16 protein-coding genes are annotated in these 15100 nt (G+C 34.3%); 3 read left to right on the plus strand and 13 right to left on the minus strand.

The features are described from left to right. Positions 1–66 precede the first annotated feature (66 nt). From DES36_RS01105 to DES36_RS01130, 6 genes are all read right to left on the minus strand, one after another. Positions 67–1107, minus strand: coding sequence for a hypothetical protein (locus tag DES36_RS01105; RefSeq protein ID WP_113919375.1), 1041 nt, complete (start codon positions 1105–1107; stop codon positions 67–69). 293 nt (positions 1108–1400) lie between these two features. Next, positions 1401–2591 carry an anaerobic nitric oxide reductase flavorubredoxin gene (locus tag DES36_RS01110; RefSeq protein ID WP_113919376.1) on the minus strand — a complete coding sequence of 397 codons (1191 nt, stop codon included), beginning with the start codon at positions 2589–2591 and terminating at the stop codon, positions 1401–1403. 256 nt (positions 2592–2847) lie between these two features. Further along, positions 2848–3414 carry a hemerythrin domain-containing protein gene (locus DES36_RS01115; RefSeq protein ID WP_113919377.1) on the minus strand — a complete coding sequence of 189 codons (567 nt, stop codon included), beginning with the start codon at positions 3412–3414 and terminating at the stop codon, positions 2848–2850. A gap of 12 nt (positions 3415–3426) precedes the next feature. After that, positions 3427–4056, minus strand: coding sequence for a hypothetical protein (locus tag DES36_RS01120; protein ID WP_113919378.1), 630 nt, complete (start codon positions 4054–4056; stop codon positions 3427–3429). A gap of 177 nt (positions 4057–4233) precedes the next feature. Then, on the minus strand, positions 4234–4419 hold the full coding sequence (locus DES36_RS01125; protein WP_113919379.1) for a DUF1858 domain-containing protein: 186 nt from the start codon (positions 4417–4419) through the stop codon (positions 4234–4236). An 88-nt stretch (positions 4420–4507) separates the two neighbouring features. Next, entirely contained in the window at positions 4508–5503 is a 996-nt protein-coding gene (locus DES36_RS01130) for a hypothetical protein (RefSeq protein ID WP_113919380.1), read from the minus strand. Positions 5504–5693: 190 nt separating this feature from the next. Between DES36_RS01130 and DES36_RS01135 the strand changes: the two genes are divergently transcribed. The 3 genes from DES36_RS01135 (at position 5694) to cuyB (ending at position 9264) form a co-directional block, all read left to right on the plus strand. Next, positions 5694–6872 (plus strand): carboxylate--amine ligase, encoded by a 1179-nt coding sequence (locus tag DES36_RS01135; RefSeq protein WP_113919381.1) that lies wholly within the window; start codon positions 5694–5696, stop codon positions 6870–6872. A gap of 127 nt (positions 6873–6999) precedes the next feature. Further along, entirely contained in the window at positions 7000–8544 is a 1545-nt protein-coding gene (locus DES36_RS01140) for a Mur ligase family protein (RefSeq protein ID WP_113919382.1), read from the plus strand. Positions 8545–8568: 24 nt separating this feature from the next. Then, complete coding sequence (gene cuyB / locus DES36_RS01145; RefSeq protein ID WP_113919383.1) at positions 8569–9264, plus strand: cysteate racemase; 696 nt, start codon at positions 8569–8571, stop codon at positions 9262–9264. 138 nt (positions 9265–9402) lie between these two features. Here the strand turns inward: cuyB and DES36_RS01150 are convergent, their stop codons facing one another. The 7 genes from DES36_RS01150 to DES36_RS01180 form a co-directional block, all read right to left on the minus strand. Then, positions 9403–10050: a transaldolase family protein gene (locus DES36_RS01150; RefSeq protein WP_113919384.1), complete on the minus strand. Its 648-nt coding sequence runs from the start codon at positions 10048–10050 to the stop codon at positions 9403–9405. Between the two features lie 18 nt (positions 10051–10068). Beyond that, on the minus strand, positions 10069–10515 hold the full coding sequence (gene rpiB, locus DES36_RS01155; protein ID WP_113919385.1) for a ribose 5-phosphate isomerase B: 447 nt from the start codon (positions 10513–10515) through the stop codon (positions 10069–10071). A 165-nt stretch (positions 10516–10680) separates the two neighbouring features. Next, complete coding sequence (locus DES36_RS01160; RefSeq protein WP_113919386.1) at positions 10681–11724, minus strand: zinc-binding dehydrogenase; 1044 nt, start codon at positions 11722–11724, stop codon at positions 10681–10683. A gap of 2 nt (positions 11725–11726) precedes the next feature. Then, complete coding sequence (locus DES36_RS01165; protein ID WP_113919387.1) at positions 11727–12773, minus strand: galactitol-1-phosphate 5-dehydrogenase; 1047 nt, start codon at positions 12771–12773, stop codon at positions 11727–11729. Positions 12774–12905: 132 nt separating this feature from the next. Then, a complete protein-coding gene (locus tag DES36_RS01170) occupies positions 12906–14174 on the minus strand; it encodes a PTS galactitol transporter subunit IIC (RefSeq protein ID WP_113919388.1) in 1269 nt (422 codons plus the stop codon). A 52-nt stretch (positions 14175–14226) separates the two neighbouring features. Then, a complete protein-coding gene (locus tag DES36_RS01175; RefSeq protein WP_113919389.1) occupies positions 14227–14505 on the minus strand; it encodes a PTS sugar transporter subunit IIB in 279 nt (92 codons plus the stop codon). 24 nt (positions 14506–14529) lie between these two features. Next, positions 14530–14985, minus strand: coding sequence for a PTS sugar transporter subunit IIA (locus DES36_RS01180; RefSeq protein ID WP_113919390.1), 456 nt, complete (start codon positions 14983–14985; stop codon positions 14530–14532). Between the last annotated feature and the right edge of the window lie 115 nt (positions 14986–15100).

Raw genomic sequence — 15100 nt, forward strand, 5'->3', positions numbered from 1 at the left:
CCTTTTAATCGCTAATCTAGTATGAAACCTAATACTTTATCTTTTGTACATATAAAACAATCGCCTTTATTGCAAAAACATTTCATAATATGCAAAGGAATTCCTCTTTAACTCGTCATATTTTTCAATGTCATTTAAATAGTAGCATACTTCATTTAAGTTCTTCAATTGATCATTAATAAAATCATGTAATAATAAATTGTTCATCCTATATTTATCTTTTTCTGCAAGGATCTTACCACAGATGCACATGGTTATATCGTACAAAATCTCTGAGTTTTTGTCTAGGAAGTAAAACCATTGACTAAACCCCTTGTTTAATTCTCTAATAAAGTTTCGCACCTCAGAGATTTGCCACAATTCTCTTGTATCGTTTTCATAACCTTTGATTTCTATATCCATGCTCTCGCTAAGGTTATGGGTTATTAACACATTGGGGTATAGTGTATTCAACATATTCGCATATTTTGAAACTTTTCTGTTTTCAATATCTTGTCTTTCTATTGACATAATCAGATAATCTGCTTTATTCTTAATCATTAAATCATCAAAATTGATAGCTGGCATTTTGTCCTCTAAATTATATTCATGTAAAAATAGCTCTACAAAGTCAATAATGGCAGATTTAATCTTTTCAGTAATGGGAATTTCTGAACTCCATTGTTTATACAAGAGTCCATCTTTCCATGAAACAAACTGTACACTAATCATATTTTGCTTTAGCAATTTTGAAAGTTCAAAACTTATATGCCTATCTTCTAAATTAAAGTTAATTGGTACTTTAATCCTTTTATTATTTAGTCTAAAACCAATTATTAATTGTAAAATATTTGCATTATATTGAACTTGCAGTTGCATTTGTTCCTTACGTATATCCTTACAATCTTCTACCTCTAATTCATTTGTCACAAGGTAGATCTCAACGCTTTGATTTTCACACTGATTAGAATAAGTTAATAAATGAAACCCTTTCGTCACATCTTGATAAAAACGTTGATATAGCCCTTCGTACTGAATGGTATCGATCACATCCCCCATACTTTCATTTAATGTGAGATGAGAAATAAGATAATCCGTCTCCATATTTAGATATTCTTTTAATTTCATGGAACCCACCCCCTCTTAATTGGGCATTTTAAAGCTTAATATTATTATATCCCGATAAACTTCAAAGTTCAAGGCATATTACTTTTAGTCTCTAGCTTGCATATATTCCTTAAAGGTGTTCTATTGCTCCATTATATATGAAATTTCTTTTATATAATAATTTATAAATAAAATAGAGTCAGAGAAATTCATCAATATATGATTTCTCTGACTCCTGTTAAACTATTTTGCTTTATTAAGCTACCGAAGGTAGCTACTGTGTTCGTTATTATAGACTAGGGACTAGCCGCTAGTTATTTCACTTTTTTGGCAAAGTTTGCTCCGTATTCGTAGCATTCCTTCAGTGCATCTTCGTCAGGATTCCATAATGCGCGGATTCCTTCGTCTACTATTTCAAAGCCTGCTTCTTCTATTTCTTTTGTAAGAAGCTTGACAGACTCTCCACTCCAACCATATGATCCAAATGCAGCGGCTTTTTTGTTTTTAAATCCTAATCCCTTTATCATTTCAATATTGGCTGCCATTGAGACAAGAATTCCCTTATTGATTGTTGATGAGCCTACTAATATGGCTTTTGATTTAAAAATCTCTACCATAATATCATTTTTGTCTGTTTTTGCTGCATTAAAAAGCTTAACAGTAACATCATCGTCTACGCTTTTAATTCCTTTCGCTATTGTTTCTGCCATTCTGCGAGTACCATTCCACATAGTATCATAAACTAATGTGATTTGATTTTCTACGTAATTATCTGCCCATTTCATATATTGTTCAATGATCTGAGCTGGGTTATCCTTCCAAATAACACCGTGACTTGGACATATCATATCAACTGGAAGGTTTAAAGCTAAAATTTCTTCAATTTTCTTTTTTACGATAGCGTTAAATGGATTTAAAATATTAACATAGTATTTCAACGCTTCATAATATAATTCTTCCTGATCCACTGCGTCATTATAAAGATTCTCAGAGGCATAATGTTGACCAAAGCCATCGTTGCTAAAGAGGATATTCTCTCCAGTCATATAAGTAAACATTGTGTCTGGCCAGTGAAGCATTCTTGCTTCAATGAATATAAGTTTGTTTTCTCCAATATCTAGAGTATCACCTGTCTTTACAGTAACAAAGTTCCAATCTTCGTGATGATGCCCTTTAATAGATTTAACCCCATTTGCAGTACAATAGATTGGCGTGTCAGGAATTTCTCTCATTAATTCCTTTAATGCTCCACTATGATCAATTTCGGCGTGATTGACTATAATGTAATCAATATCTTTTAAGTCAATTTCTTTTTTTAAATTACTTACATACTCTTTGTCATATGGCAACCATGAAGTATCAATTAGTACATTCTTTTGATCCCTTATAAGATAAGAATTATAAGAAGAACCCTTTTTTGTAGAAAGTTCGTTTCCGTGGAACATACGTAGTTCCCAATCAATTTTACCCACCCAAGTTACTTTGTCTGTAATTTTGTAATCCATATAAACTCTCCTTATCTATTTTTCTATAGCTCCTAGATTAAGCACCTCGCTATAGTGATTATTATTACAATATTATTTATACCCATTTATTTGACTATATAACTTTAAAAGAAAAAAAATTAACAATAATTCCTTAAATATTACTACTATAGGGCTGAATTTTGCAGGTCAAAAGGAGGACTTTGCTATTAAAAAAGCCACAGAAAATGATTCTCTGTAGCTTTTTTAATATTATTTTGGGGGTGAGTAAATGGTGTTACTCTTTTAGCAATCCAATTTTTGCTTCTAACTCTTCTAATATAGCAATATACTTTTCGCGAACTTGTTCTTTTTGTGCATTCTTTTCAAATTGATCACACTCTTCATCGATTTCTCTTAAGACTTCTTCTGGAAGTCCATTTTCTGCATATGGATATACTACATTATCTTCTTTATCTATATGTCTAGCAAGTAGGGCAGCATATCCTACTGCATTTGCTATGATATCAATTTTTGCTTCATCATTGCCATTTTCAAGTTCCTTTAAGGCTGCTTCAAGATCCATCATATGAAGTCTTCCTAAATCGTGTTCTACAAGCATACCGTGCCTTATAAGCTTATCTGCAACAGGGCCTTGATGTGCCATCATCTGTTTAAATAAAATTTCTTCCTCTTTACCATGATGATGCTTGTCAGCAAAGCTTCTCACAAAATCAATCATTAAATAAAAGTCGTTTATATCTACATCTTCGCCCTTTACTACTTTATAGCTATATTTTCTAAGGACGACTAACATTCTTTTAATATACTTATGCTCATTAACCATCAATTCGATACTTTTCATTTTTCTCCCTCCTTAACGTAGGATTCTTTGGGTATCATCTGATACTTTTTCATACGTAAAGCTTCCTTTTAATGCACTTACAAAGGCTTGAATCCAAGCTTCTCTTAATTCATAAAAAATAGCCACATTACCATCCACAGAGCTCCAGTGTTCGCTATGTAAACAAGTGGTCCTCTTCCAACGAATTTCTTCATTATCTGAATGAACTACTTCATTTACTCTGTCACAAGGCATACCTTCTAAGATAAAATCATTTAGTGCATTGTAGACCTCTTCTGGAGTATTTAATTCCACTTCAGAATATTTTAATGCATCGGCCTTTCCCTGTGTTTGAAATAATTTTATTAATGAATCTTTATACTGAGCATTTTCATTTAGAATTTGAGTTACTAAATATGCTTGTCTTCCTTCTACTACTAAAATTTTCCCTTGTAACCAGCCATGAATATTTGACGTATCAATAATATCTTCTAAAGGCCTACCACCTGTTAACTCACCGTATTTTTGATCTATATCCATTGTCCATTTTTCAATAGGTAGATTTTCTTCTTTTGCCCATCTGGCAATTTCTATTTCTAAATCTTCAAACCATAAAATTTTATCGTATAACCAGTAATGTATTTTTCCTAAAAATAAACTCATTTTTATTATCCTCTCTTATTTAAAATAATCTATGTTTTTCACATGATCTAATTAAAAACTTACAGTCAATAATTGTTCAATATTTTTAATTAAAAATTCTCAATTGTAAATTTTCAATTTAGGAAACGACAGGGGGGCGTGTCGTTCCCTATGAATGAAACAAATGAGTAAAAACCTTTACTTGTTTAATGCTGTTAGTAATTCGTCAATATTGATAGAGTGAACCATAGCTGCTTCTTCTAATGTTTCAGATTGTGCTGATGGACAACCTACGCAACCCATTCCAAATCTTTGTAATACTGGGATTAAATTAGAATCCATTCTTATTATTTCACCGATTGTCATTGTTTTTTCTATTTTCATTTTAATACCTCCTACATTTTTATACTTTATCTATACCCTTAGTATAGTCTTCATAACATATTATTTCTGTAACCAATGTTACAAAACTCTACTTTTCTTCAAATGATTTTATAAGTTTTTCAATAAGTTCTAAGCTTGTTTTTGTCTTCATTCCAATAAGCTTTTCATTTTTCTCTCTAACAACATCTTCTACTTCATTAATACTTTGTTTTAACTGTAGATTTAAGTTTTTATCCGCTTCTAAGGCCTTCGGTTCAATAGAACCCCACAAGTTTAAAGTGCTCTTCATGGAAGAATTCACCTTTTCCCAGTTAATTTCCTTTGAAGATATGTTTATATCATGTAGCAAGTACTTTAATTGATATAAATCTCCTGGAGCTTGTACATTAAAAAGGCTGACAAATTTATTCATGTGTTTTTGCAGTTCAATTGAGTTTCTTACGATGCTTAGCTCTTCCTTGTTTAAATCAACTGTAGGATCCACTTTTTCAAGAGCTTTCTGTGGGTCTTTATTTATTTGATCCTGTTGTTGAGAGCCTCCTTGTCCACCTTGTTCACCACCACCTTGTTGTTCACTTTGTCCGCCACCGCTTTGATTTGACGGCTGACTGCTAGCTTTCTGGCTTTGCTCTTGATTAGTTCCTCCCCCTCCTTGACCACCTTCTCCTTGGCCACCACCTTGCTGCGTCGTCTGCTGTTGTGAGCCTTGCTCTTGATTGCCACCTTGCTGCTGCTTTTCTTTTGGTAACTTCAAGGTCATGTCAATTAGAGAATTGGATAAAGTGTTTAAATCATCTACAAACCCATCCACACTTTCTTGCGCAATTCCTTTTTCCTGTAAATCTGGATATAGTTCATTCCATGTAGTTTGAATGTCCTTTGTCTTTGTTAAACTTGCTGTCCAATCTTTTTTCATAGTATTTTTGACAACTTCGTCTATTTCATTTTGTAATTCCTTTAATTCATTAGGAGGCTTATCTTTTTCACTGTTTTTTGATTTTGTAGCCTCTTTTTCTCCGAAGCACCCGACCATTATACAGGAAAGTGCAAAAATAATTAGTGCAGAGATTATTCGTTTTTTCATAAAAAACACCTACCTTATTAATAGTATCTTTAGCAAATTAGAACTTATTCCAAAAAATTTATTTATATTTATTTTTTAATGATTTTTGTCTAAGATTATTTAAATATTACTTTTTTTGATTATAAGATGAATTTTAGCTACATTTATAGTAGAATATGTGTATTATTGAATTACTATGGTGGTGTTTACTATGAAGAATAAAGCAGTTGTTCTTGGAGCAAATTATTATATTGGCCTTAGTGTTATCCGATGCTTAGGTATTTATGATATCCCAGTAGTTGCGGTAGATTACTCAAAACAAGGAACTTATGGGTTTCATTCAAAATATTGCTCTGAGCGATTAATTGCACCTCATTACAAAAAAGATTCTGAAGGATACTTAAACTTTCTCATCGACTATGCAAAAAAACAAGACAAGCCTCCCGTTTTATTTCCGTGTGCAGATCCCTATATTGAATTTGTAGATAAGTATTTAAGTACCTTAAGACAGTACTATCTGATTACTCAAACAGAACAGGGATTATACACAAAGGTCATGAATAAAGATACTTTAAATGATTTAGCTCTTCAACACGGAGTATTAGTTCCCGAGACTGTGGAAATTGGCGATGAAAATTTTAAAGAAAAAGTAGAAGAACTAATTAAATTCCCTTGCCTTGTAAAGCCTACAGATTCACCGGCTTTTGTATCAACCTTCAGGCAAAAATTGTTTAAAGTGTATAGTATGGAAGAACTTGAATCTGCAATAAAAAAATCTACAGATGCCAATTTACATGTCATAGTCCAGCGAATTATTCCAGGCTTTGACGATCATATGCACACTTTTGACGCTTATCTTAATCAAAACGCTAAGGTAACCCATTGGACTACCTGTCAAAAGTTTAGGCAATTCCCTATTAATTTTGGCGCTTCTGTATATACTGGACAAAAATATTTTCCAGACCTTTATGAAATTAGCGCTAAATTTTTAGAAGACATTGGCTTTAAAGGCTTTGCTGAAATTGAATTTAAGAAAGATGCCAGTACAGGCGATTTTTATCTTATAGAGATCAATGTACGCACTACGAATCTCAATAGCTTGCTATTTAAAGTTGGACTTAATATGCCCTTCTTTGCCTATAGCGAACTGACAGGAGATCCTGTAGAGTCTTATGCTATTAAAGAGAATACAAATCTGGTATTTTGGTATGCCTATGAAGATATACTAGCAGTACGAGAATATATAAAGACTGGTCAATTAAAAATGTCCCAAGTACTAAAATCTTATTTCAAACCAAAAGCCTATGCCATCTGGGACTGGAAAGATCCTATACCTGCGTTTGCATTTTTGGGACAATTATTGTGCAAGATATTTAAGAAAATTAAATAGGTGGTAAGGTGGTAAGCTTTAAGGTGGTAAGTAAAATCTTAAAAGCTAAAAGCGTAAAACTCGCCTTTAGGCGAGAAAAGGTTTTGCTTACCACCTTACCACCTGACCACCTTAATAAGGAGTTATTATGAAAAAATTATTAAAATTAATAGAATCTATTCCCGTTCTCGAGTCAAAAAACGTAAAGGATACAGAGATTCATAATATAGCCTATCATTCTGGAAAGGTAGAACCTGGTGACCTTTTTGTGTGTATTAAGGGTTTTGAAACAGATGGGCATAAATACGCATCTCAAGCTGTTGACAAAGGAGCTTGTGCCTTAATTGTAGAAGATTATCAAGAGAACTTAGATGTCCCTCAGTTTAAAGTGGAAAATAGCCGCAAGGCTCTTGCCTCTTTAGGGGCTGTATTTTATGATTATCCTTCTAAAAAGATGAAGATGATTGGCATTACTGCCACAAACGGAAAGACTAGTACTTCTTTTATGACCAATGCCATATTAGAGGCTCATGGCTTGAAAACAGGTCTTATTGGCACCGTTATGGTTAAATACGGCAATTACATGGAGCCTTCTATTCTAACTACTCCAGAGTCTCTAGATTTACAATCTCATTTTGCCAGAATGGTAGAAGAAAATATTACCTACAACACAATGGAAGTCTCCTCATCTGCTTTAGCCTTTGATCGAGTTTACGATGTAGACTTTGATATTGTCACATTAAATAATATTAGCAGGGAGCATATTGACCTTCACGGATCTTTCGAGGAGTACTTTGAAACAAAATCTAGTTTGATACGAGATGCAAAGCCTCATCAGTGGGCAATTCTCAATTTAGATGATACTTATTCTGCATCCTTGGTAGAACAAACAAAGGCTCAGGTTCTTACATTTGGCATTAAAAATACAGAGGCAATCCTTGCTTGCTCTAATTTAGACCTTACAACTGGTCGAGGACGATTTACAGTAAAAATCCAAAGACCTTTTACTGTAGGAAACACTTCTTACGCTCCACAAGAATTTGATATCGCCCTATCTGTACCAGGCTACCATTCTGTCTATAATTCAATGGTAGCAGTAGCAGTGGGATTATTGTGTGAAATACCTATATCTACTATTGTTAGAGGTTTGAATTCTTTTGTAGGTGTAGAACGCCGTTTCCAATTTATTTTTGAAGATGATTTTAAAATAGTAGACGATCATTTTGCAAATCCTGGAAATATCAATGTGACTCTAGAGACCCTAAATTTTATGGATTATAATAGACTCCATATGATTTATGCCATTCGAGGCAGCAGAGGAGTTACAACCAATAGAGAAAATGCTGAGACCATCGTAAATTGGGCTTCAAAATTAGGCTTAACAGAAATTATCGCTACCCTTAGCCAATCTCATGTATCTAAAAAAGACGTGGTCACTCCTGAAGAACTAGATGTTTTTCTAGAGGTTATGAAAAAGGCAAATATTAAAGTGAACTTGCACTCTGAATTGCCAGAAGCCATATCCTGCGGGCTTAAAAAGGCAGAACAAGGAGACGTACTCATGTTAGCAGGGTCTCAAGGTATGGATTATGGTGCACAAATTGCATTAGAGCAATTATATAAAGAAAGACCTTATCTAGACAAAGATGTTCTCTTTCGTCCTTTAGAAAGCAGGGTAGCAGGTATTGTCTAGAAATATAAAACAAGGGGAACTCTTATGAATGACGATAAAGTTATAGGTATTATTGGAGGTATGGGACCTGAAGCAACAGCGAGCTTATTTACTAAAATCATCAAGGGCACAAAGGTCGAAAAAGATCAAGATCATCACCGCGTTGTCATTGATAGCAATCCCAAAATCCCTGATCGCACAGCCGCCATTTTAGGCAGAGGGCAAAGCCCTGTTTCCGCTATTGTAGCAGGTGGGAAAAACCTCGAAAAAATCGGAGCGAATTTACTGCTCCTACCATGTATTACTTCACATTATTTTATAGAAGAAATACAAAGTCATCTATCTGTACCTGTTATTAATGCTATAGAAGAGCTTTACAAGTATATTGTAAATAATAACCCTAATGTATCAAAAATAGGCGTTTTGGCCACTTCAGGAACCATTAAAAGTGGTCTCTTTAATAAGTATCTTTTAAACATAGAAGTCTTAACACCAGATGATGAAGCTCAAGAAAAGCAAGTCATGGAAGCCATATATGGAAAAAATGGCATTAAAAGCGGTAATACTGGTAAAGAGCCAAGTCAGCTCCTACAAAAAACTGCTGAAAATCTCATAGATAGTGGCGCAGACCTTATCATCGCTGGTTGTACAGAAATAGGCTTAGCTCTAAAACAAGAGCAAATCTCTAAGCCTCTAATCGATCCTATTGATTGCATTTTTTATAATGGAATAATAAAATAAAAATCACCCTTGAGGTGATTTTTATTTTATTTTAAGTTGTAAGTGCTACGTATTTAATTACTGTTTCAATGATTATATGATGAATAATCCAGCTCCCGCTACTATGTAATAAAAAAGGGGAGAGGTGTTGCTTAGGAATTATCCAAATTTCTTTGCATCCCCATTGAAAACAGCTATACTATCAGCAGCTAATTTATTATTCATAATTGTATCTAGTAAATTTGTAGCAATCGTTACGCTATCTGCTCCTGCAAGCATAGTGTGTATAATTTGAGAAGTGTTCTTAAAGCTAGCGCCTAAGATCTTTGTGTTTAAGCCTAAGTTTGCATAAAGCTGTGCTGTATTGCTTACAATTTCTTCTGAATCTAATCCTTGATTAGACATTCGATCTATATATGGAGCAACCCATTCGCATCCAGCTAAAGCTGCAATATAGCATTGTTCAATAGAAAATATCGCAGTTGCAATGATGCCTATTTCAGGATGTACTTCTTTGATTTCTTTCATGGCTTGAAAGCCTGCTTCATTAGCAGCAATTTTTAATTTAATTCTCTTATCGCCTTGTTTTAAGATTTTTTTTGCATCTGCGCAAATTTCCTCTTTTGTATCTCCTGCTGCTTGTATAAAGAGTTCACGCTCTCCTAGTACTTCAAGTATGCTTTGAAGTACTTCTTCTCGACTTTTGCCTTCTCTTGCAATCAATGTAGGATTTGTCGTTACCCCTTTGACCCAATCATAGTCAATGTATTTTTTTATCTGGTCAATATTCGCTGTATCAAGATACAATTTATTTCCCTCCTCGTATTATCTTTTGTTGCTTTCATATTCTGTTATAAGGTCAACTCTTCTTTGATGCCTATCTCCTTCAAACTCAGCATTCATCCAGGAGTCTACAATCTTAAGAGCTAGCCCTTCTCCCACAACTCTTTCCCCTAAACAAAGTACATTACAGTTATTATGTTGCCTTGTCATCTCTGCTGAGAAACAATCAGAAACTACTGCTGCTCGAATACCATGTACTTTGTTAGCTGCCATAGACATCCCTATACCGGTACCACAGCATAAGATGCCAAGGTCTGCATGCCCTTCTGTTACATTACGACATACTTCAAATGCGTAAGAAGGATAGTCTACACTTTTATTTTCAAAAGGTCCAATATCTTTTACTTCATGACCTAACTCTTCTAAATGTCTTACGATTGCTGCTTTTAATCGAATACCACCGTGGTCGCTGCCAATAACTAATTTCATTTTTTCACCTTTTCTTACTTTATAGTTTTTTTCTCATTGGTTGAAAGATTTCTTACTTATTATAACATATTTTTTGATATAGTATATAAGTTCTAAATAAAAAAGCTTCCCCTCTGAAAAGGCCAATATACAATTTTCATTTATTCAGAGGGGAAGCTTATTGTTTTATTCCATATCGTTTGATTTTATCATAACTTTGATTTCTGTACCAGCCATTGTCGTTTCGAAAGCTTCTCTCCAGTCTTTTAAATCATAAACTTTGGTGATTAATCTGTCTGAAGCAACTTTACCATTAGCTAATAGATTTATAGCAATAGGCCAAGAACTTGGTTTTTGAGAACGACATCCAATGTACTCTATCTCTCTTTGGATAATAGATTCATTGTCAATCTCATTGTATTTTTGTGCAAATAATCCTACTTGTACAAAAGTTCCTTTTTTTGCTACTAATGGCAATGCTTGATTTACTGCAACTTTTGAACCAGAGCAATCAAAGGCTTTGTCTACTCCATATCCATCTGTCATATCCATGACGATCTTTTCTAAATCCTCAGTAAGTGTATCTACTACTACATCAGCACCAATTTCTTTTGCTAATGCTAATCTCTTTGCATCTTTTGTAATACCTGTTTGGATGACTTTTGCCCCTTGTGCCTTAGCAACTTGCATTAAAAGTAGTCCAATTACACCAGGTCCGATGATTAATACTGTGTCATTTGGTTGAACAATAGTTTTTTCTAACGCTGCATGTACTGTACATGCCAGTGGTTCTGATAATGCTGCCGCTTGATAAGAAACAGAATTCGGCAATAAATGGCAGCTTTCTTCTCTTGAAAGCACATATTCTGTAAAACTTCCGTTTTGTTGTGTCCCAATACCTTTTCTTGTACTACATAAATTGTAGTCTTTTTCTAAACAATATCTGCAAACGCCACAAGTCTCAAAGGTAGTTTGGCTTGTTACTCTGTCACCTACTTTAAATTTTGTTACATCTGGGCCTACTTCTACCACTTGGCCAGAAAACTCGTGTCCTAAGACAACTGGTGTAGTTGGATTCTTGTATTCACCTTTAAAAGTATGAATATCTGAACCGCATACCCCTGTATAAGCAACTTTAATCTTAATTCGATCTCCATATACTTTTGGTTCTTCAATATCTAAAAATTCCATTTGGTCATAGCCTGGTGCTGTTTTAACAACTGCCTTCATCCTTATACCTCCTGTGGCTTAATAATAACTTTATTGTATTTTTCTTTTCTACTAGCGATCATATCGTATGCATCTTGAAGTTGAGATAATTTGTAACGATGAGAAATCATTGATTTTACATCTACTTTTCCATCTCGAATCATATCGATAGCAGAAGACCACTCTCTACCAGGGAATGGTGCACTATAAGAATTCCAGAATCCAGTTAAAGTCAACTCTCTTCTGAAGATTCTCTCCCAAGATTCTTGAGGAACTGTAATATCTTTGTAAGCTATCCCTAAGAAGCCAATTTTTCCTTTTTTTGCTGTTACCCGGAAACATTGTTCTTCTGTAATGGTAGAACCAGCACATTCTAATGCAATTTCTACACCTCGATTATTGGTATACTCATTCACTTTTTCTATTAAGTCTTCCTTCATAGAGTTAATGGTGTATTTGCATCCATAATCTTTTGCTTGTTGTAGTTTTTCATCGTCAATATCTACTGCTATAATAGCCTTTACACCTGTGTTAAGTAGCACTTGAATGGCAAGCATTCCTATTGCGCCACAACCAAAGACGATAACAGTATCACCAATTTGAGGTTTTATACCTATTACGCCATGAAGTGCGACAGATAAAGGTTCTATTAATGCCGCTTGATCATAATCTAAATCTCCAATAGATAATACATTTCTTGCAGGAAGTACCGTATTTTCAGCAAATGCTCCATGATAGTGGGTTCCAATCATCTCGTAGTCATCGCATAAAGAATAGAGTCCTTGTTCACAGTATTCGCATTTATTACATGGCAAAAAAGGGATCCCTACTACTCTTTCCCCAAGTTGAATATTTGTTACATTTTCACCTATTTCAACAACTTCACCAGTAAATTCATGCCCCATAACTGCTGGCAATTGATACTTCCATTTTGTCTGCATCTTGTGAGAATCCGAACCACAAATACCTGCAGCCATAACTTTTACCCTTACATCATCAGGACCGCATTTTGATTCTTCCACTTCCTCAAGCTTGTTTACATTTGTATCATATAAAATTTGCGCTTTCACAATGATCACTCCTTTTCGATAGTATAACTCCTTGAATCTTAGAAAACCCCTTTATTATTTCATTAAATTGACCTAGTCTTATACAGTAACATGGTCCAAGCATTACACTTGAACCATGTTTTGAATCATTTATTATCCTACAAATGGTGCCATCAATTGTGAGAACTTTAAGATGATCCAGTTTAAGAAGTTTCCACCCAAGTCTATTGATGAGTATATTGTACTACCAACATCTTGTGCTGCTGCCATCATTTCAGTATGAACTAGTGCAAAGTTTGTCGCCATCCATAAACTGAAAACAAGGACAATTGCCATTGTAATAACAGATTGTATAATATTACCTTTTCGTGAAGCTACGATAAATGCAGAGTAGAATGTTAATGTTGCTAAGTCACCAAATGGTAGTACTGCATTTCCTGGAAGCAATACTGCAATAAGCAAAGCAACAGGAGACATCATTAATGCAGTTGAAATTACTGCTGGGTGTCCTGTAGATAAAGCTGCATCTAGACCAATGTATAGGTCTCTGCCTGGGAATTTCTTTTGTAAGAAACTTCTTGCAGATTCTGAAATCGGAATCAGACCTTCCATTAGGATTTTAACCATTCTAGGCATAAGTAGCATTACTGCTGCCATAGCAACTGCAACTTGTACCGCTTTACCAATGTCATAGCCTGCTAGCATACCGATGACAAAACCAAGTATTAAGCCCATCATCATTGGTTCTCCAAAGATACCAAATCTTTTTTGAATTGTATCTGGGTCAGCATTTAGTTTGTTTAATCCAGGAATCATGCCTACTAATTTACCAATTGGTACACCAATGATAGCAAAAGCGATTGTAGATCCTGTTGGTAAGGATACACCTTCTAATCCAAAGAAATCTTCACAATAATGTTGGAATTTGTCTGCAAAAATCAAGACAAGTACTTCATAGATCACTGCTGCTAAAATACTAAACCAAATATTTCCACCAGTTACAACATATGCTGTTGCACCAGCAGCGATAAAATGCCAATAGTTCCAAATATCAACGTCTAATGTTTTTGTAAGTTTTGTAGCAATCATAATAAGATTAACTGCTATACCAACTGGAATAATAATTGCTGCAATTGGAGATGCCCAGGAAGCTGCTGCTGCTGCTGGCCAACCTGCGTCGATAACGTTTAATGTTAAACCAAAACGCTCAACCATAGCTTGTGCTGCTGCACCAAGATTGTTTGTTAATACGCCAATAACTAAGTTTACACCAACCATACCAATACCAACGGTAATACCTGATTTAAAAGCTTTTCCAAAGCCTGTACCAAAAATCAAACCAAGGATTGTCAGTGTTAATGGTAATATAACTGTAGGTCCAAGACCAAGGATATAATTTACTACATCTAATAATGAATCCATATTTTTACTCCCTTTCTTTATTTATATTATAGATAATTTCTGGGGATGCGGCTTATTTAAGCGCATCCAAGATTTTTTGATCTAATTTTTCCATACCAATTCCTGAAATATATGCAGTTGCAATAATTGTTGGGATTTCAAAAGTAGTTGGCAAAATTGTTGTAGAAATCAATAAATCTGCTTCTTTTTCTAAACCTTTTGCTTCTTGGATTTTGATTTGTCTAATATCTGCATCAATACCATTTGCTTTTAATAAGTTGGTAATCTTATCATTTACTACTGTTGATGTTGCAATACCTGCTCCACATGCTACTAAAATTCTTTTTTTCATAATTATTCACCTCAATTTATATTTTTAAGCTAAAATGCTTTTTATAACCTGTTCTACATCTGTTGAATCAAGAATCTGTTGGATCTTATCGTCATTTTGTAATACAGCCATGATTGCTTGTAATGACTCTAATTGGGTATGTGGCTCATTTAAACCTAATACAAAAATAACCTTTGCTTTAATCTGAGCATTTGCATCATCCATTCGACTGAATGGAACCCCTTCTTCACTGGTTACAACGGCAATAAACTGTTTTGTTACATACTCTGGATTGGTATGTGGTATGGCAACACCAAACCTTTCAGTTTCAATACCTGTTGGGAAGTTCTTTTCTCTTTCTGTAACCTTTTCAAGAAAAGCATCTGTAATCATATCCATTGACATAGCCTTGTCAGCTACTTGTTTAAAAACTTCCTCACTTGTGCGAGCAGAAGTATGAATAAATACTAAGTCATTATTAAGAAAATCTTGTAATCCCACTAAACTTTCCTCCTCTCTACATAAACCTTGATTAAGTTACAACCCTATATAAAGCTTGCGCGTTATATCTATTAATATTATCTTTTATATTCATACCCGCATTTCAAAACACAAA

The sequence above is a fragment of the Alkalibaculum bacchi genome, from assembly GCF_003317055.1.
GTDB lineage: Bacteria > Bacillota > Clostridia > Eubacteriales > Alkalibacteraceae > Alkalibaculum > Alkalibaculum bacchi.

Excerpts from the sequence above, each read along its gene's own strand:
- DES36_RS01110 (WP_113919376.1), bottom strand. The coding sequence starts at position 2,591 with ATGGATTACAAAATTACAGACAAAGTAACTTGGGTGGGTAAAATTGAT.
- DES36_RS01105 (WP_113919375.1), bottom strand. The coding sequence starts at position 1,107 with ATGAAATTAAAAGAATATCTAAATATGGAGACGGATTATCTTATTTCT.
- DES36_RS01160 (WP_113919386.1), bottom strand. The coding sequence starts at position 11,724 with ATGAAGGCAGTTGTTAAAACAGCACCAGGCTATGACCAAATGGAATTT.
- DES36_RS01170 (WP_113919388.1), bottom strand. The coding sequence starts at position 14,174 with ATGGATTCATTATTAGATGTAGTAAATTATATCCTTGGTCTTGGACCT.
- DES36_RS01175 (WP_113919389.1), bottom strand. The coding sequence starts at position 14,505 with ATGAAAAAAAGAATTTTAGTAGCATGTGGAGCAGGTATTGCAACATCA.
- DES36_RS01120 (WP_113919378.1), bottom strand. The coding sequence starts at position 4,056 with ATGAGTTTATTTTTAGGAAAAATACATTACTGGTTATACGATAAAATT.
- DES36_RS01140 (WP_113919382.1), top strand. The coding sequence starts at position 7,000 with ATGAAAAAATTATTAAAATTAATAGAATCTATTCCCGTTCTCGAGTCA.
- DES36_RS01125 (WP_113919379.1), bottom strand. The coding sequence starts at position 4,419 with ATGAAAATAGAAAAAACAATGACAATCGGTGAAATAATAAGAATGGAT.
- cuyB (WP_113919383.1), top strand. The coding sequence starts at position 8,569 with ATGAATGACGATAAAGTTATAGGTATTATTGGAGGTATGGGACCTGAA.
- DES36_RS01130 (WP_113919380.1), bottom strand. The coding sequence starts at position 5,503 with ATGAAAAAACGAATAATCTCTGCACTAATTATTTTTGCACTTTCCTGT.
- DES36_RS01115 (WP_113919377.1), bottom strand. The coding sequence starts at position 3,414 with ATGAAAAGTATCGAATTGATGGTTAATGAGCATAAGTATATTAAAAGA.
- DES36_RS01135 (WP_113919381.1), top strand. The coding sequence starts at position 5,694 with ATGAAGAATAAAGCAGTTGTTCTTGGAGCAAATTATTATATTGGCCTT.
- rpiB (WP_113919385.1), bottom strand. The coding sequence starts at position 10,515 with ATGAAATTAGTTATTGGCAGCGACCACGGTGGTATTCGATTAAAAGCA.